Origin of the sequence: Photobacterium sp. BZF1 (assembly GCF_014349205.1) — a bacterium.
GTDB lineage: Bacteria > Pseudomonadota > Gammaproteobacteria > Enterobacterales > Vibrionaceae > Photobacterium.
In genome coordinates this window covers 14,696-31,586 of record NZ_JACSOF010000035.1, presented here as the reverse complement: position 1 = coordinate 31,586, position 16,891 = coordinate 14,696, and the positions used below count along the sequence as shown (strand labels likewise).

Genomic DNA, 16,891 nt, shown 5'->3' with positions numbered 1-16,891 from the left:
GAACAGTAATGGCGATGAAAAAACTGTTGGTCGCATCACTACTGCTTGGCAGTAGTGTTGCGCAGAGTGCGGAACAATTTGTAGTAGACGATATCCGCTTTGAGGGCCTCCAGCGTGTGACGCTCGGTGCCGCATTGCTCCAAATGCCGGTAAGGGTTGGTGACAATGTCGATGAGGGTGATATTTCCGAGATGATCCAGTCGCTGTTTGCGTCGGGTAACTTCGAAGATATTCAAGTTTTCCGTGATGGGAACGCCTTGTTGGTTCAGGTGCAGGAGCGCCCGACGATTGCCAGTATTACCTTCTCTGGCAACAAGGCTATCAAGGAAGAGCAGCTGACGGAGAACCTTGATGCTTCCCGCATCCGTGTCGGTGAATCGCTTGACCGTACCACTCTGAGCAAAATTGAAAAAGGGTTGGAAGACTTCTACTACAGCGTTGGTAAGTATAACGCGACAGTGCAGGCGGTTGTAACGCCGCTGCCGCGTAACCGTGCTGACTTGAAGTTTGTGTTCACCGAAGGGGTATCGGCTGAGATCCAGCAGATCAACTTCATCGGTAACGATGTATTTAGCGATGAAGAGCTACGCGATAAGTTCAAGCTTCAGTCTGAAGTATCGTGGTGGAACTTCTTTGCTGACAAGAAATACCAGAAGCAGGTACTGGCTGGGGACTTGGAGACTTTGCGCTCAATGTACCTCAACAATGGTTACCTCAAATACCGCCTAGATTCGACTCAAGTTGCGATATCCCCTGACAAGAAAGGGGTATACATCACCCTGAAGGTTGACGAGGGTGAGCAGTATAAAATCAAAAACGTACAATTGCGTGGTGATTTGCTGGGCAAGAGTGCCGAGTTGGAATCTCTGGTTGCTATTGAAGGTGGCGACGTCTACAACGGCGCCGAAGTGACAGCCCTGGAAGAGTCGCTGAAGCGCAAGCTCGGTGAGCTCGGTTATGCCTACCCGCAGGTCAACACCATCCCTGACTTTGACGACGACAACCAAGAAGTCGCACTGATTGTCAATGTTGAACCGGGCAAGCGTATTTATGTGCGTAATATTGGTTTCTCGGGCAATACCTCGACCAAAGATGAAGTTCTTCGCCGTGAAATGCGCCAGATGGAAGGCAGCTGGCTCAACTCCCGCTCGGTAGAGCGCGGTAAAGAGCGTTTGAGCCGTACCGGCTTTTTCGAAACGGTTGATGTCCAAACTGTCCGTGTTCCGGGCACTGACGATCAGGTCGATCTAGAATACTCGGTTAAAGAGGCCAATGCCGGTAACATCAACTTTGGTGTCGGCTATGGTACTGAATCAGGGATCAGTTTCCAGGCAGGTATCCAGCAGGATAACTTCCTAGGTACCGGTAATCGTTTTGGTATCAATGCGATGATGAACGATTACCAGAAAAACGTCAGCTTGGAGTACCGTGACCCGTACTTTACCCTCGATGGTATTAGTTTGGGCGGCAAGGTGTACTACAACGAGTTCGAGGCATCCGATGCCAACATCTCTGACTATACCAACCAGAGCTACGGTGCCAGCCTGACCTGGGGTTTCCCATTTGATGAGCTGAACTTCTTCGAATTTGGTTTGGGCTACGATCACAACAAAATTTCCAATACTCAGGAATACGTCCAGATTGAGAAGTTCAAGTTAATCCATGGCTTCAACACTGGCGATAATGTTATCGAGCTGGACGACTTCAACTGGTCGGTATCTTGGACCCGAAATAACCTTAACCGAGGTTACTTCCCAACTGCCGGTAACCACCAGCGTGCGACATTCCGCATGACGATTCCTGGCTCGGATGCCCAGTACTTCAAAGCTCAGTATGATGTCCGCCAGTACTTCCCGCTGACTGAAGACCACGACTATAGCCTATTGCTCCGTGGCCGGGTTGGTTACGGTAATGGTTATGGTACAACGGATAATGGCAGTGACCAGTTGTTGCCGTTCTATGAAAACTACTATGCCGGTGGTTTCTCGACCCTACGTGGTTTCCGTTCGAACACGGTAGGTCCAAAGGCCATCTACATTAATGGTAATGGCCCGAACAACCCTGAATATATCGGTTCAGATGACGCAGCGGGTGGTAACGCCGTTGCCCTGGCCAGTATGGAGCTGATCGTCCCGACGCCGTTCGCGTCCGATGAGGTCCGCAACCAAATTCGTACCAGTGTGTTTGTTGACGCCGGTACGGTGTGGGATACGGAATATGATGTGCCGAGCAGCGCGGAAGGCAAGTATATTAATGATTATTCCGATCCGTCGTTGATTCGTGCGTCTTATGGTGCCGCCCTGCAGTGGATGTCGCCAATGGGACCGCTCGTATTCTCGGTTGCTAAACCAATCAAGAAATACGAGGGTGATGATGAAGAATTCTTCACCTTCACGATTGGTCGAACATTCTAAATATTTGAGGAGATACCCTTTGAAACAGTGGATGAAAGCGGCTGGCCTTAGCCTTGTGATTCTATCGTCGTCATTTTATGCCCAAGCCGCAGAAGCCGCACAAAAGGTGGGTTATGTGGCAACGGGTCAAGCAATGGCCCAGTTGGCTCAGCGATACAATGTGTCTGAAAAGCTACGTAACGAGTTCAAAGATCGCATCGATGAACTACGTGGCATCGAAGGTCGCATGAAGACCAAAGTTGACAAAATGAAGCGCGATGGCGAGCTGATGAGCTCAAGCGAGAAAACTAAGCTACAGCGTGAAATGCAGGCATTGGAGTCTAACTACAAGCTGAAGGCGCAGGCACTGCAGGAAGATCAGCGTCGTCGCGGCGCAGAGGAAGAGCAGAAGTTGGTTCAGAAGCTGCGCACTGCAATTCAGGATGTGGCTAAGCGTGAAGGTTACGATCTAGTTGTTGATGCTAATGCGGTACTGTACGCAAGCCCGAGCGACGATCTGTCTTCGAAAGTGATTTCTGCCGTTAAGTAAGCTTACTTTAACATCTCAGAAACTCTTTATATAAGTCGAAAGCATGGGGGATACTTTGGTAAACTTCATCTTTCGACTTGTTTTATTTTGGGCGGATAGCCCCTTGCATACTGGTCTTACCAAGTGGAATGATATTCTGGGTCAACATAGACGTCTCAATAATAGGGTCTGTCTGTTGAACAAGATAGAATTACCGGTTGGTATTAGGTATGCCAACATAGAATTAGAAAATATATAAGGTATCGAATGGCTGGAATGACTCTTGCTGATATAGCAGCTAAGCTGGGTGCTGAACTTCGTGGTGACGGCACAGTAGTTATCGAATCTATTGCGGGGATGGCAACGGCCAAAGAAGGCCAGATCACCTTCCTGTCGAGCAGTAAATACCGTAAGCAGCTGGCAGAGTGCCAAGCGGCAGCTGTGATGCTCAAAGAGGCTGATGCTGAAGGCTTTGAAGGTAACGCCTTGCTGATGGCAGACCCATACTTGGGGTATGCAAAAGTGGCTCAACTATTGGATACCACTCCCGCAGCAGCTTCTGATATCGCGGCATCGGCCTATGTTGATCCAACGGCTCAGCTTGGTGAGAACGTCTCTATCGGTCACAATGCTGTTATCGAGGCCGGCGCGCAGATTGGTGATAACGCCCAAATCGGTGCGGGATGCTTTATTGGCAAGAACGCTCAAATTGGTGCTGGCACCAAACTATGGGCAAATGTAACCATCTACCACAATGTCGTTCTGGGTGACCAGTGCTTGGTCCAGTCTAGTACTGTGGTTGGTGCAGACGGCTTCGGCTATGCCAACGATAAAGGCGAGTGGGTGAAGATCCCTCAGCTGGGCAGTGTTCGAATCGGCAACCGTGTCGAAATTGGTGCCTGTACGACTATTGACCGCGGTGCGCTGGATGACACCATCATCGAAGATAACGTGATCATCGATAACCAGATGCAAATCGCCCACAATGTGCAGATCGGATATGGTACGGCTATGGCTGGTGGTACCATTGTTGCTGGCAGTACCAAAATTGGTAAATACTGTATTATCGGCGGCGCATCAGTGCTTAACGGCCATATTGAAATCGCCGACGGCGTGACGATTACCGGTATGGGTATGGTGATGCGCAGCATTGAAGAGAAGGGCATGTACTCTTCTGGAATCCCGCTTCAACCTAATAAGGAATGGCGTAAGACCGCTGCCCGTACGATGAAGATCGACGACATGAACAAGCGTCTTAAGGCCGTTGAAAAGCAGCTGGAAAAGGGCGAATAAGCGCCGTCCAGTAACCGCTCAGGCGGCCAGGCATAGTGGCCGCTTTGCTTTTCGAATTAACCGCATTTTTAATATTTTCAAACAGGAATTCAGTTTTGACTAGCGAAAATAAAACGCTGAATATCACAGAGATTCAAGAGCTTCTTCCACACCGTTACCCATTTTTGATGATTGACCGCGTAACGCATTACGAAGAAGGTAAAACCCTAACGGGCATCAAGAATGTATCGGTTAACGAACCTCAGTTTACTGGCCACTTTCCAAAAATGCCGGTTTTCCCGGGCGTGATGATCCTTGAAGCCATGGCGCAGGCAACTGGCTTGTTGGCATTCAAAACCTTCGGCGCGCCAGCGGAAAACGAGCTTTACTACTTTGCTAGCATCGACAATGCGAAATTCCGCAAGCCAGTGGGCCCTGGTGATCAGTTGGTTATCGAGGTTGAATTCCTGAAGGAGCGCCGTGGTATTGCTATGTTTAATGGTGTAGCAAAAGTTGACGGTGCCGTTGTTTGTTCAGCTGAGCTGAAATGTGCAAGACGAGAGTTTTAATGATCCACGAAACTGCGCAGATTCACCCATCGGCGGTGATTGAAGAAGGCGTTAAGATTGGCGCCAATGTTACGGTTGGCCCGTTTACCTATATCGGCAAAGATGTCGAGATTGGTGACGGCAACGAGATCATGTCGCATGTTGTGATCAAGGGGCCAACCAAGATCGGTAACGATAACCGTATCTTCCCGTATGCCATTGTCGGTGAAGAGTGTCAGGACAAGAAGTACAACGGTGAACCGACTCGCTTGGAAATCGGTGATCGCAATGTGATCCGCGAAAGCGTGCAGATCCATCGTGGCACCATTCAGGACAAAGGCGTGACTATCGTAGGAAATGATAACCTGCTGTGCGTTAATGCCCATATTGCCCATGATGTTGTGGTAGGTAACCACACTCACATTGGCAATAACTCTATCTTGGGTGGCCACGTGACCGTTGCTGACCATGCTGGTGTCATGGCACTATCTGCGATCCACCCATTCTGTACGGTTGGTGCCTTCAGCTATGTTGGCGGTTGCTCTGCAGTGGTTCAAGATGTGCCGCCATATGTATTGGCACAGGGTAACCACGCGACACCTTACGGTTTGAACTTGGTTGGCTTGCAACGTAATGGCTTTGAGAAGAAAGAGCTCCATGCCCTGCGTCGCGCCTACAAGGAAATTTACCGTTCAGGTAAAACCATGGAAGAAGTGAAGCCGGTACTGGCTGAGATGGCCGAAGAATGGCCGTCTGTTGGCTTGTTCCTGGATGCGCTGAACAACACCGAACGCGGAATTATTCGTTAACATGACGAAGCCACTTCGAATAGGAATTGTCGCCGGGGAAATCTCCGGCGATATTTTAGGTGCCGGCTTTATGCAGGCGGTGCGAGAACAGTATCCGGATGCCGAGTTCGTCGGTATAGCCGGGCCTCGGATGCAGGCCGAAGGCTGCGAGACACTGTTTGATATGGAAGAGCTGGCGGTGATGGGCATTGTCGAAGTGCTTGGTCGCCTGCCGAGGCTGTTCAAGGTCAAGGCTGAACTGGTCAAGTATTTCACAGACAACCCGCCGGATGTCTTTGTCGGCATCGATGCGCCGGACTTCAACTTGCGGCTGGAACGTAACCTCAAAGATGCCGGGATCAAAACCGTGCATTACGTCAGCCCGTCCGTATGGGCCTGGCGCCAGAAGCGGATCTTCAAAATCGAAGCGGCGACCAACCTGGTGCTTGCCTTCCTGCCGTTCGAGAAAGCCTTCTACGACAAGTTCAACGTTCCGTGCGAGTTTATCGGCCATACTATGGCGGATGCGATCCCGATGGAGACCGATCAGGCTGCTGCGCGCGAGTTACTAGGGCTTGAGCAGGACAAACGCTGGCTGGCCGTATTACCGGGTAGCCGTGGCGGCGAAATGGAGTTGCTGGCTCCGCCGTTTATCGAAACCTGCAAGCTACTCAAGGCACAGCACCCGGATCTCGGGTTTGTGGTTGCGCTGGTTAACCAGAAGCGCCGTGCCCAGTTTGAACAAGCATGGCGTGAAACGGCACCTGAACTCGATTTCGTGCTGGTCGACGATACGGCGCGCGATGTCATGATTGCCTCTGATGCAGTATTGCTGGCATCTGGCACCGTGGCACTGGAGTGTATGCTGGTCAAACGGCCGATGGTTGTGGGTTATAAGGTTAAGCCGCTAACCGCATGGCTGGCCAAGAAAATGCTTAAAACCAAGTACGTGTCGTTGGCCAATATTTTGGCCGATCGCGAATTGGTGCCCGAGTTGCTTCAGGATGACTGCACCCCAGAAAACCTGGCTGCAGAGGTAAACCGATTCCTCGACGCTGACAATACCGAATTAATGGCTGAATTTAACCGGCTGCACCAGCTGATCAAGTGTAACGCTGATCAGAAAGCGGCTGCCGCAGTCCTGCAACTAATTGATAAGTAACATGAGCAAAGAACTAGAACCGTTTGAATATCCGGTAGCAACTTGTATTGCCGGCGTTGATGAAGTGGGCCGTGGCCCGCTGGTAGGCGCGGTGGTGACTGCAGCGGTAATTTTGGATCCGGCCAACCCAATCGAGGGATTGACGGATTCAAAGAAATTGACTGAGAAGAAGCGCAACCTGCTGTTTGACGAAATCAAGGAAAAGGCGCTTGCTTGGTCATTGGGCCGCTGTGAGCCGGAAGAGATTGACCAGCTCAATATCCTGCAGGCAACCATGGTAGCCATGCAGCGTGCGGTTGCCGGTCTTTCTGTCCAGCCTGACTTTGTGTTGGTCGACGGTAACCGTATTCCGGATCTGCCGATGGCTGCACAGGCTGTGGTGAAGGGCGACTTGCGGGTGGCAGAGATCAGTGCCGCTTCTATTTTGGCGAAGGTAACCCGCGACCGCGAGATGGAAGTGCTGGATGCTGAATATCCGCAATATGGCTTTGCTAAGCACAAAGGCTATCCGACCAAGGCACATTTCGAGGCTTTGGCTGAGCATGGCGCTATCGAGCAGCACCGCAAAAGCTTCAAGCCGGTCAAACGGATCCTTGGTCTGGACTGAAGGCGGCTATAATCCTGCCAACCCGCGGACTTTTGCATCCCTTTAAATCCTGCTGTGTCAAAAGATGGTGATTAGAGTCAACAGCCATGGTGCTTTGGGCTATAATCACCATCTTGTTTTTTGAACAACTCTATTCTGGTTATTCATGGCTGAACCTCGTTTTATTCATCTCCGTGTCCACAGTGACTTCTCTATGGTTGACGGCTTGTCCAAAGTACCGCCGCTGGTGAAAACCGTGGCTGGCATGGGCATGCCCGCAATGGCGCTGACGGACTACACCAACCTGTGTGGCTTGGTGAAATTCTACTTTGCTGCCCATGGTGCGGGCATGAAGCCGATCATCGGGGCGGACTTTAAGGTAATGTCCGAAGAGATGGGGGAGGAGCTGTGTGATCTGACCGTGTTGGCCAGCGACAACGACGGCTACCAGAACCTGACCATGTTGATCTCCAAAGCTTATCAGCGTGGCCATGTCCAACACCTTCCGGTCATCGATAAGGAATGGCTGGTGGAGCACAAGAAAGGATTGATCCTGCTCTCCGGTGGTAAAAGCGGTGATGTCGGCAAGGCGTTGCTCAAGGGTAACCAGCAATTGGTCAGTAAGTGTGTTGAGTTTTACCAGGCGCATTTCCCTGATGCTTACTACCTCGAGTTGGTTCGAACGGGCCGTGCCGATGAAGAGGCTTACCTGCACTTTGCCATTGAATTGGCCGAGCAGGCTGAGCTGCCAGTGGTAGCAACCAATGACGTACGTTTCCTGACGGCGGATCAGTTCGATGCCCACGAAATCCGCGTGGCTATCCATGATGGTTACACCTTGGCCGATCCTAACCGGCCGAAGCTATACAGTGAACAACAATACCTGCGCAGCGAAGAAGAGATGTGCGAGCTGTTTGCTGATATCCCGGAAGCACTGGAAAACAGTGTCGAGATCGCCAAACGCTGTAACGTGACCGTCCGCCTCGGTGAATACTTCCTGCCTAACTTCCCGACAGGGGAGATGACCATTGAAGACTTCCTGATCAAGGAGTCGCAAGAGGGCCTGGAACGCCGACTCAAATTCTTGTTCCCGGATGAGAAAGAGCGTGCCGAGCGTCGTCCTGAATATGACGAGCGCCTCGATATCGAGCTCAAAGTAATCAACCAGATGGGTTTCCCGGGTTACTTCCTGATCGTAATGGAGTTCATCCAGTGGTCGAAGGACAACGGGGTACCGGTTGGTCCGGGCCGTGGTTCGGGTGCGGGCTCGCTAGTGGCCTATGCACTGGATATCACCGATCTTGATCCGCTGGAATTCGACTTGCTATTCGAACGTTTCCTTAACCCGGAACGTGTCTCGATGCCCGATTTCGATATCGATTTCTGTATGGATAAGCGTGATCAGGTTATTGATCACGTTGCCGAGATGTATGGCCGGGATGCGGTATCTCAGATCATCACTTTCGGTACTATGGCGGCGAAGGCGGTTATCCGTGACGTAGGCCGTGTACTCGGTCACCCATATGGTTTCGTTGACCGAATCTCCAAGTTGGTACCGGCAGAGCCGGGTATGACGCTGGCCAAGGCTTTCGAGGCCGAACCGCAACTGCCGCAGGTGTATGAAGCCGACGAGGAAGTCAAAGATCTGATCGATATGTGTCGCATCCTCGAAGGTGTGACGCGAAATGCCGGTAAGCACGCCGGTGGTGTTGTTATCTCGCCAACCACAATCACTGACTTCGCACCGCTGTATTGTGATGCGGAAGGGGCCAACCCGGTTACCCAGTTCGATAAGAATGACGTGGAAACCGCGGGCCTGGTTAAGTTCGACTTCTTGGGTCTGCGTACCCTGACCATCATTGACTGGGCGCTGGGGATGATCAACCCGCGCCTTGAAGCGCAGGGCAAGGAGCCGGTTAACATCGCGGCGATCCCGATGGACGATGCCAAGTCGTTTGCCATGCTGCAGCGCTCGGAATCCACCGCGGTATTCCAGCTTGAATCGCGCGGGATGAAAGATCTGATCAAGCGCCTCCAGCCGGACTGTTTCGAAGATATGATCGCACTGGTAGCCCTGTTCCGTCCGGGTCCATTGCAATCGGGCATGGTAGATAACTTCATCGACCGTAAGCACGGGCGCGAGGAAGTATCCTACCCGGATGCGACTTGGCAGCACGAGTCACTGAAAGACATTCTCGAACCAACCTACGGCATCATCCTCTATCAGGAGCAGGTGATGCAGATCGCCCAGGTCCTGTCTGGCTACACCCTGGGTGGCGCGGACATGCTCCGCCGTGCAATGGGTAAGAAAAAGCCGGAAGAGATGGCCAAGCAGCGTGCCACCTTCGAAGAAGGAGCAGTGAAGAACGGCATTGACGGCGAGTTGGCGATGAAGATCTTCGACTTGGTAGAGAAGTTCGCCGGCTATGGTTTTAACAAATCCCACTCCGCTGCTTATGCATTGGTTTCCTACCAGACATTGTGGCTGAAAGCCCACTATCCGGCTGAATTTATGGCGGCGGTAATGACCGCCGATATGGATAACACCGATAAGATCGTCGGCCTGGTAGATGAGTGCCACCGGATGAAGCTTGAGCTTCTGCCGCCGGATGTGAACAAGGGCCTATACCGTTTCAACGTTGATGACAACGGTGCCATTGTCTACGGTATCGGTGCGGTGAAAGGGGTGGGTGAAGGCCCAATCGAAAATATTATTGCCGCACGCGAGAAGGGCGGCCACTTTAAGGACCTGTTTGACTTCTGTGCCCGTATCGACACCAAGAAGGTAAACAAGCGGGTACTGGAGAAACTGATTAAGTCCGGTGCGATGGACCGCTTGGGGCCGAACCGTGCCGCCATGATGGCAACACTTGATGATGCTATCCGTGCCGCGAGCCAGCATCACCAGGCCGAGGCGTTTGGCCAGACCGATATGTTCGGGGTGCTGACAGCGGCACCGGAAGAGGTTGAGCACGCTTATGCCAACATTCCTGAGTGGCCAGATAAAGTCTGGCTGGAAGGGGAGCGTGAGACGCTTGGGCTCTATCTAACCGGTCACCCTATCAATGCGTATGTGCCGGAACTCAAGCACTACACGACTTGGCGCCTGAAAGATGCCCAACCAACAGGACGGGACAAGGTTGTGACGGTCGCAGGATTGGTTATCGGAGCCCGGGTGATGACAACCAAGCGTGGTTCACGGATTGGTATTCTTTCCCTCGATGACCGAAGTGGCCGGATGGAAGTGATGTTGTTCTCAGATGCGCTAGAACGTCACTTGGATTTGATTGAAAAAGATAGAATTCTGGTCGTTTCCGGACAGGTCAGCTTTGATGATTTCAATGGCGGCCTTAAAATGTCGGCCCGGGAAGTGCTAGATATCTCAGATGCGAGAGAAAAGCACCTACGCGGCCTTGCCATCTCGCTTACAGAGAGGCAAATTGATGAACAGTTTTTTGAACGTTTCAGCAAAGTGCTGGAACCGCACCGTGCAGGTACCGTACCTGTTAACGTGTACTATCAGCGCTCGAATGCCCGCGCTAAATTGACTCTGGGAACAGAGTGGCGTGTAACCCCGGCAGATCAACTAATCTCTGATCTCAAAATTTTGCTGGGTGATAAGCAGGTTGAGCTTGAGTTTAATTAAAATAGCCCATAGTTATCTGTTACAGATACCCAGAATTATGAGCAAAAGGACTGAAATGGTATGAGCCTGAACTTCCTTGAGTTTGAACAACCGATTGCTGAACTAGAAGCAAAAATCGAAGCACTGCGTGATGTTTCTCGCCGTGATGAATCTAAATCGGTTGATTTGGATAAAGAAATTGAGCAACTGGAAAAGAAGAGCCTAGAGCTGACCAAGAAAATCTTTGGTGATCTTGGTGCTTGGCAGGTGGCTCAGTTGGCACGTCACCCACAGCGCCCATACACGTTCGACTATGTCGAGAACATGTTTACCGAGTTCGATGAACTGGCTGGTGACCGCGCGTTTGCCGATGACAAAGCCTTGGTTGGTGGTATTGCCCGCCTTGACGGTCGCCCGGTGATGGTGATTGGTCACCAGAAAGGCCGTGAGACCAAAGAGAAAGTGCTGCGCAATTTCGGTATGCCAAAGCCGGAAGGTTACCGCAAAGCCCTTCGCCTGATGAAAATGGCAGAGCGCTTCAAAATGCCTATCGTAACTTTCATTGATACTGCGGGTGCTTACCCTGGTGTCGGTGCGGAAGAGCGCGGTCAGTCAGAAGCGATTGCGACCAACCTTAAAGAGATGGCTGGCCTTACTGTTCCTGTTATCTGTAACGTTGTGGGTGAAGGTGGTTCTGGTGGTGCATTAGCGATCGGTGTAGGTGACTGTGTGAACATGCTGCAGTACTCAACCTACTCGGTGATCTCGCCTGAAGGTTGTGCCTCTATCTTATGGCGCGATTCTGACAAGGCCCCGCAGGCGGCAGAAGCAATGGGCATGACAGCTGATCGCCTAAAAGAGCTTGAGCTTATCGATAACATCATCGAAGAGCCGCTAGGTGGCGCACACCGTAATGTGGTTGAGATGTCAGGGTCGTTGAAAAAGCAAATCCTAGCGACCTTGGAAGAGCTGGACCAGCTTGATACCGAGGCTCTGCTTGAGCGCCGTTACCAGCGCCTGATGAGCTACGGTTACTGCTAATCGAAGAAGCCCTTTCTGCAGGGGCTTGCTAGGCAAAGAATAGAGCGGGTCAGCCTTTGGGCTGGCCCGTTTTTTATTCAGGGTTTACCTTTACAAGGTCTGGGAGGGTATACTTTTGCAGTGTGTAATTTCGGATGTCGCTCAATGCTTTATGCCAACCTAGAAGCCAACCTTGAATCCCTTTCTGATCATTCAACCCATTTTGTTCTTGCCCTAAGTGGCGGAATGGACTCACGGGTGCTGCTGCATTTGATGGGGCGTTACCTAGCTCGGCACCCTGAAGCTTCTTGCAAAGCGGTACATGTCCATCATGGCCTCAGCGCGAATGCTGATCATTGGGCTCTACAATGCGCCGAGTGGGCTACACAGGAAGGGATCGGTTTTGCGCTTGAGAAAGTGACATTGGCATTGGGTAACCGGAAAAGCGTTGAACAACAGGCGCGGGATGCCCGCTACGCCGCATTACAGGGGCATATCCAGCCAGGTGATATCCTGCTGACAGCCCAGCATGCCGATGATCAGCTAGAAACCGTGCTACTAGCCCTGAAACGGGGAAGTGGGCCGGCAGGGCTATCGGCAATGCCCAAGTGCACGGCTTTTTCATCGGGGTGGCATGTGCGCCCATTACTTGACCAGCCGCGGACAGCCATTGAGCAATACGCGAATGAACATCAGCTTGGCTGGGTCGACGACGAGAGCAACAGCGATGAGCGCTACGACCGTAATTTCCTGCGACACCAAGTCACACCACTGTTAACGGCGCGTTGGCCGGGGATCCGCAAGGCGGTTACCCGCAGTGCCGCACTGTGCGCAGAGCAGGAGGCCTTGCTACAAGAGCTACTTGCTGAGCAACTTGCTCAGGCCATGTCGGCCGACCAGAGCTTGGATATCGCATGTTTGCACCCGGATAAGCCTGGTAGTGAGCGGCGGGGTAAAGCGCTGCTGCGCCATTGGCTTGCAGTAGTTGGCGTGAAAATGCCGTCACAGGCGCAATTGGAGCAGGTTTGGCATTCTGTGGTCTTGGCCCAGCCAGATGCCAACCCTAAGGTATGCTGGGGAAAAGCCGAAGTCCGTCGCTTCAGGCAGCGTTTGCATGTTGTCCAGCCCTATGAAGATATATCGGGTACCGTGATAGCGCTGAAGCCCAATCAAGCTTGTGCTCTTCCCTCATCATTGGGAACGCTACTGCTCGCGACGTCTATGTCAGGGCAGCTTCGCCAGCCAAGGCCTGATGAGCCTGTGTCGGTGCGTTTCGAGCCTGCAGGGTTGGAAGTCCAGCCGGTTGGCCGGGTGGGTAAACGTAAACTCAAGAAGCTATTTCAGGAGTACGGTGTGCCGAGCTGGCAACGACGGCGGATGCCATTAGTTTTCTATGGGGAAGAGCTTGCGGCGGTAGCCGGACTGTTTGTCGTCGAGGCATTTGCAGGCGAGGATTGTGACCTAACTTGGCACTACGAGCAGGAAAAAGTGGATTAATCGTTGAAAAAAGGCACAATTTAAAGAGCTGAGTATCTGTCGTGCCAGCAAAATATACCCGAGAGACAAGGTATACCCAGTAGTGGGATAAATGGATAACAGAAAATAATAATGAGGACCTGATGAAGAAAGTTCTAGCTTGTGTAATGTTTGCTGCCATGATGGCAAGTCCTGCGATGGCATCGGGTGATCCCGTTGCAGGAAAAGCGAAAGCCGCAGTATGTTCTGCTTGCCACGGTGCTGATGGTGTCGCTGTGATACCGGGTTACCCTAACCTCAAAGGGCAGAATGAGCAGTATTTGGTTAGCTCGCTGAAGGCATACAAAAATAAAGAACGTACGGGGGGTATGGCAATGGTCATGCAGCCGCAGGCTTCTATGCTCAGCGATACGGATATTGCCAATGTTGCTGCGTACTTCGCCCAGATGAAATAAAACCCTGTTGGCAGGTTTGCCCCCGTAGGCAGTGAACCTGCCATGGCCAGATGATCCGTCGCCCAGCCTTTATCTTTATAAGGCTGGGCGATTTTTTTATGAATGCATAACGTAAACTAATATTTCCATCTGGGTGATTATCTTTTATCCAAATGATTCCTCTGTTGTTGCGAAAAATCACAGAACACATTATTGTACTAGCACGCTGATACATCAATGTTGTTTAGGAGTCATTATGAGTAAACCATCCACACTTGGGGGCGCGTGCATTATCGCCAGTGTTTGTGTTGGGGCAGGCATGCTTGGGTTGCCAAGTGCAGGTGCGGGTGCGTGGACGTTATGGAGTGTTATCGCCATTTCATTCACCATGATCATGATGACGCTTTCTGGCTGGTTATTGTTGGAAGCACTGAAACATTATGAGCTTAAAGCTTCATTTAATACTGTTGCCAAAGATGTGTTGAGCAAAAAGGTTAACCTAGTCAATAACCTGTCTCTATACTTTGTCGGTGGCATTCTACTGTACGCGTACATTTCATCGTCAGGTATGATTTTCAGTGAAATGCTGGGTGTCTCGCGTGAACTGGCGTCGGTAATGTTTGTTGCACTCTGCTCGGCCTTCGTTCTGCACTCTACCCGTGCAGTGGACCGAATCTCCATTGTGTTGATCCTGTTTATGATCATCAGCTTTGTGCTAGGTGTTTCCGGACTGGCGTCCAACATCAGCGTGCCGACTCTGTTTGCCCAAGGGGAGGCCGAAAGCTCTTATTCTGCTTATGCATTGGCCCTGCTGCCTGTTGCGCTAACCTCGTTTGGCTACCACCACTCGGTCAGTACGATGCGTGATTATTACCAGGATGAGCACCGTGCTAAAAAAGCGATCCTTGGCGGTACAGTGATTGCCCTGACATTCTACCTTGGCTGGGTGATTTGTATCTTCGGTAACTTACCGCGTCAGGACTTCGGCCCGGTTGTGACGGCTGGCGGTGGTGTGGATGCCCTAATGGCAGCACTGACATCAGCGATTGATTCAAACAGCATTAAACAAGCGCTTCATATATTCTCCATTGCTGCGATTGTTTCATCCTTTATTGGTGTTGGGCTGGGTGTGTTCGATTACCTGGCTGACCTGTTTGGCTTCGAAGATAACAAGCAAGGTCGTCTGAAAACCTGGGGCGTGACATTCCTGCCACCATTGGTGTTCTCGCTAGTCGCACCGTTTGGCTTTGTTGCGGCGATTGGCCTGGCTGGTGCAGCAGCAACGATTTGGACCTGTATTATCCCGGCGACATTGGCTAAAACATTGCGCCAGCGCGCACCGGAGCAAGATGGTTTCGTGGTTCCGGGCGGCAACGCAACGATTTATGTCGTGATTGCCTTCGGGGTACTGACAGCCGCATTCCATATGATGGCCATGGCGAACCTGCTGCCGGTATTTAACGGCTAATAAGCTAAGCCAGCTGGAATATTAGTTTCACTGATATAAAAAAACGGAAGCCTCGGCTTCCGTTTTTTGGTTTGCGACCCCGACTTTGCAATCGCCAATCGCCAATCGCCAATCGCCAATCGCCAATCGCCAATTGCCAGAAATTACCTGAATTGTTTGGCTTCCGGCAGGTAGTCAAAGCCAGCACTGGCTAGCTTAGCAACGAGTTTTTCCTTGTCGATATCGTAGAATTTGATCAAGGCATCCAGATCGCCGAACTCATCGCGGATCTTCATGTTAACGATGCTCATCAGCATCACAGGATCCATCGTCTCGTATTTGTTCAGATCCATTATGCGTCCTCGTGATCGCTCATTAGCAAATTAGCTGCGGCAAAAGCGGCACGTTCACGAACCTCTTCTGGCAGCGTGTCGTTGGCTGCGATGTCATTCAGTGCTTTAACCGCACAGTGAATCGCATTGGGAATATAGCCCAGCTCACCACCACCGATTTGCGCATAGATCATACGAACTTGCTCGCAGCACTCATAAATTTTCATAGTTTGTCCTTCATAAACAGTGATTTCGGCAGCCAGCTGGGAAGGTGCAGCGGGCTGGCGAAAACATGCTTTTCAAGCTTCACTATACCAAAGACTGAGTGGGGACGGCAGGGAGATTTAGCGGGTACGCTTTTGTTTGTACAGATGACGGTCAGCGCGGTCGACCAGGGTGATATTGGTATCGCCTTTCTGGTAAACACTAAAGCCGCTGGAACAGCCGATTTTCAGTGTTCGCAACGTTGAATCATCTGCCATCAGGGCATCGAGCCTGCGGATCACATGCAGGGCTGACGTATCGGTTGCCGGTTGCAGCAGGACCGCAAATTCATCACCACCGACACGGTAACAGCGGTCGGTCGCTCGGACTGATTTTTTCAACAACAGGGAGAAGTGGCGGATCACTTTGTCACCGTCGGGGTGGCCGAAGCGGTCATTGACCTGCTTGAAATTATCAAGGTCAAACATGGCCAATACCAGACCGATGTTGCGCCTTTCGCTCATGGCAATAGCGTGGTTGAGATCCTGCTCGAAGCTGTTGCGGTTGCCAAGGCCTGAGAGGTAGTCACGCAGTGCCATATTTTTGACTCGGCGATATTCCAATGCGCAGGCGAGGGGCCCGGCAAACAGCCGGTGATAGGTATGAAGCAGGCTAACTTCATCTTTATCTAGGGGGTACGGGGTGTGATATTGCAACTTTCCTAGCTCCTGCTTATTGAAGCGTAGGATGAAGGTTTGCCGGTTTTGAGTACTTTGCCCTTGGCGGGCAAGGGTTGTGGTATTGTCAGCGTTCCATATTAACCTGCTGATATCTATTTGTTTTTCAACTTCACGGCTGAATATCTCGAACAGTAAGCTAATATCCAGCTTCCCCTGGAATTTTTGTAAAAGCAACAGGCGTTGATCAGCCCCAAGGGGTTTTGTCCTTGGTTTAGCATATTGGCTATCGGCCAGCTTGTCGTTCCAGTGGAGTGGATCCATATATGTGTCAAAAAATAAATAGGGAAGTAACTATAGGCAATTATTAAGCCATTTCAATACCTAAACAGAATTTA

15 protein-coding genes are annotated in these 16,891 nt (G+C 51.3%); 12 read left to right on the top strand and 3 right to left on the bottom strand.

Going from position 1 to position 16,891, the window contains the following annotated elements; translation table 11 throughout:
- Nucleotides 1-8 precede the first annotated feature (8 nt).
- From bamA to BIZ37_RS09920, 12 genes are all read left to right on the top strand, one after another.
- Nucleotides 9-2,414, top strand: coding sequence for an outer membrane protein assembly factor BamA (bamA, locus tag BIZ37_RS09975; protein WP_187461381.1), 2,406 nt, complete (start codon nucleotides 9-11; stop codon nucleotides 2,412-2,414).
- A gap of 19 nt (nucleotides 2,415-2,433) precedes the next feature.
- The gene (locus tag BIZ37_RS09970) at nucleotides 2,434-2,943 is read left to right on the top strand and encodes an OmpH family outer membrane protein (protein WP_107301038.1); all 510 of its coding nucleotides are present in this window, start codon (nucleotides 2,434-2,436) and stop codon (nucleotides 2,941-2,943) included.
- Between the two features lie 246 nt (nucleotides 2,944-3,189).
- Nucleotides 3,190-4,215, top strand: a complete 1,026-nt coding sequence (gene lpxD, locus BIZ37_RS09965) for a UDP-3-O-(3-hydroxymyristoyl)glucosamine N-acyltransferase (protein ID WP_187461380.1) — start codon at nucleotides 3,190-3,192, stop codon at nucleotides 4,213-4,215.
- Nucleotides 4,216-4,310: 95 nt separating this feature from the next.
- Entirely contained in the window at nucleotides 4,311-4,763 is a 453-nt protein-coding gene (fabZ, locus tag BIZ37_RS09960; RefSeq protein WP_187461379.1) for a 3-hydroxyacyl-ACP dehydratase FabZ, read from the top strand.
- The gene (lpxA, locus tag BIZ37_RS09955) at nucleotides 4,763-5,551 is read left to right on the top strand and encodes an acyl-ACP--UDP-N-acetylglucosamine O-acyltransferase (protein ID WP_187461378.1); all 789 of its coding nucleotides are present in this window, start codon (nucleotides 4,763-4,765) and stop codon (nucleotides 5,549-5,551) included. Before fabZ ends, lpxA begins: the two co-directional genes overlap by 1 nt.
- Nucleotide 5,552: 1 nt before the next feature.
- Nucleotides 5,553-6,692 carry a lipid-A-disaccharide synthase gene (lpxB, locus tag BIZ37_RS09950; RefSeq protein ID WP_187461377.1) on the top strand — a complete coding sequence of 380 codons (1,140 nt, stop codon included), beginning with the start codon at nucleotides 5,553-5,555 and terminating at the stop codon, nucleotides 6,690-6,692.
- Nucleotide 6,693: 1 nt separating this feature from the next.
- The gene (rnhB, locus tag BIZ37_RS09945; protein WP_187461376.1) at nucleotides 6,694-7,299 is read left to right on the top strand and encodes a ribonuclease HII; all 606 of its coding nucleotides are present in this window, start codon (nucleotides 6,694-6,696) and stop codon (nucleotides 7,297-7,299) included.
- A gap of 145 nt (nucleotides 7,300-7,444) precedes the next feature.
- On the top strand, nucleotides 7,445-10,924 hold the full coding sequence (dnaE, locus tag BIZ37_RS09940; protein ID WP_187461375.1) for a DNA polymerase III subunit alpha: 3,480 nt from the start codon (nucleotides 7,445-7,447) through the stop codon (nucleotides 10,922-10,924).
- 60 nt (nucleotides 10,925-10,984) lie between these two features.
- Nucleotides 10,985-11,944, top strand: coding sequence for an acetyl-CoA carboxylase carboxyl transferase subunit alpha (gene accA / locus BIZ37_RS09935; RefSeq protein ID WP_187461374.1), 960 nt, complete (start codon nucleotides 10,985-10,987; stop codon nucleotides 11,942-11,944).
- A 144-nt stretch (nucleotides 11,945-12,088) separates the two neighbouring features.
- On the top strand, nucleotides 12,089-13,420 hold the full coding sequence (gene tilS / locus BIZ37_RS09930; RefSeq protein WP_187461373.1) for a tRNA lysidine(34) synthetase TilS: 1,332 nt from the start codon (nucleotides 12,089-12,091) through the stop codon (nucleotides 13,418-13,420).
- A 122-nt stretch (nucleotides 13,421-13,542) separates the two neighbouring features.
- Nucleotides 13,543-13,854: a cytochrome c gene (locus BIZ37_RS09925; protein WP_107301046.1), complete on the top strand. Its 312-nt coding sequence runs from the start codon at nucleotides 13,543-13,545 to the stop codon at nucleotides 13,852-13,854.
- Nucleotides 13,855-14,089: 235 nt separating this feature from the next.
- Nucleotides 14,090-15,301 carry an aromatic amino acid transporter gene (locus tag BIZ37_RS09920; RefSeq protein ID WP_187461372.1) on the top strand — a complete coding sequence of 404 codons (1,212 nt, stop codon included), beginning with the start codon at nucleotides 14,090-14,092 and terminating at the stop codon, nucleotides 15,299-15,301.
- A gap of 143 nt (nucleotides 15,302-15,444) precedes the next feature.
- On the opposite strand, the gene BIZ37_RS09915 is transcribed toward BIZ37_RS09920, so the two are convergent.
- From BIZ37_RS09915 to BIZ37_RS09905, 3 genes are all read right to left on the bottom strand, one after another.
- Nucleotides 15,445-15,633, bottom strand: a complete 189-nt coding sequence (locus tag BIZ37_RS09915; RefSeq protein ID WP_187461371.1) for a DUF4250 domain-containing protein — start codon at nucleotides 15,631-15,633, stop codon at nucleotides 15,445-15,447.
- Nucleotides 15,633-15,839, bottom strand: coding sequence for a YaeP family protein (locus tag BIZ37_RS09910; protein ID WP_039458213.1), 207 nt, complete (start codon nucleotides 15,837-15,839; stop codon nucleotides 15,633-15,635). Before BIZ37_RS09910 ends, BIZ37_RS09915 begins: the two co-directional genes overlap by 1 nt.
- A 117-nt stretch (nucleotides 15,840-15,956) precedes the next feature.
- Entirely contained in the window at nucleotides 15,957-16,817 is an 861-nt protein-coding gene (locus BIZ37_RS09905; protein ID WP_187461370.1) for a GGDEF domain-containing protein, read from the bottom strand.
- Between the last annotated feature and the right edge of the window lie 74 nt (nucleotides 16,818-16,891).

Coding starts and splice junctions, on each gene's coding strand:
- bamA (WP_187461381.1), top strand. CDS start 9: ATGGCGATGAAAAAACTGTTGGTCGCATCACTACTGCTTGGCAGTAGT.
- lpxD (WP_187461380.1), top strand. CDS start 3,190: ATGGCTGGAATGACTCTTGCTGATATAGCAGCTAAGCTGGGTGCTGAA.
- lpxA (WP_187461378.1), top strand. CDS start 4,763: ATGATCCACGAAACTGCGCAGATTCACCCATCGGCGGTGATTGAAGAA.
- lpxB (WP_187461377.1), top strand. CDS start 5,553: ATGACGAAGCCACTTCGAATAGGAATTGTCGCCGGGGAAATCTCCGGC.
- rnhB (WP_187461376.1), top strand. CDS start 6,694: ATGAGCAAAGAACTAGAACCGTTTGAATATCCGGTAGCAACTTGTATT.
- dnaE (WP_187461375.1), top strand. CDS start 7,445: ATGGCTGAACCTCGTTTTATTCATCTCCGTGTCCACAGTGACTTCTCT.
- accA (WP_187461374.1), top strand. CDS start 10,985: ATGAGCCTGAACTTCCTTGAGTTTGAACAACCGATTGCTGAACTAGAA.
- tilS (WP_187461373.1), top strand. CDS start 12,089: ATGCTTTATGCCAACCTAGAAGCCAACCTTGAATCCCTTTCTGATCAT.
- BIZ37_RS09925 (WP_107301046.1), top strand. CDS start 13,543: ATGAAGAAAGTTCTAGCTTGTGTAATGTTTGCTGCCATGATGGCAAGT.
- BIZ37_RS09920 (WP_187461372.1), top strand. CDS start 14,090: ATGAGTAAACCATCCACACTTGGGGGCGCGTGCATTATCGCCAGTGTT.
- BIZ37_RS09915 (WP_187461371.1), bottom strand. CDS start 15,633: ATGGATCTGAACAAATACGAGACGATGGATCCTGTGATGCTGATGAGC.
- BIZ37_RS09910 (WP_039458213.1), bottom strand. CDS start 15,839: ATGAAAATTTATGAGTGCTGCGAGCAAGTTCGTATGATCTATGCGCAA.
- BIZ37_RS09905 (WP_187461370.1), bottom strand. CDS start 16,817: ATGGATCCACTCCACTGGAACGACAAGCTGGCCGATAGCCAATATGCT.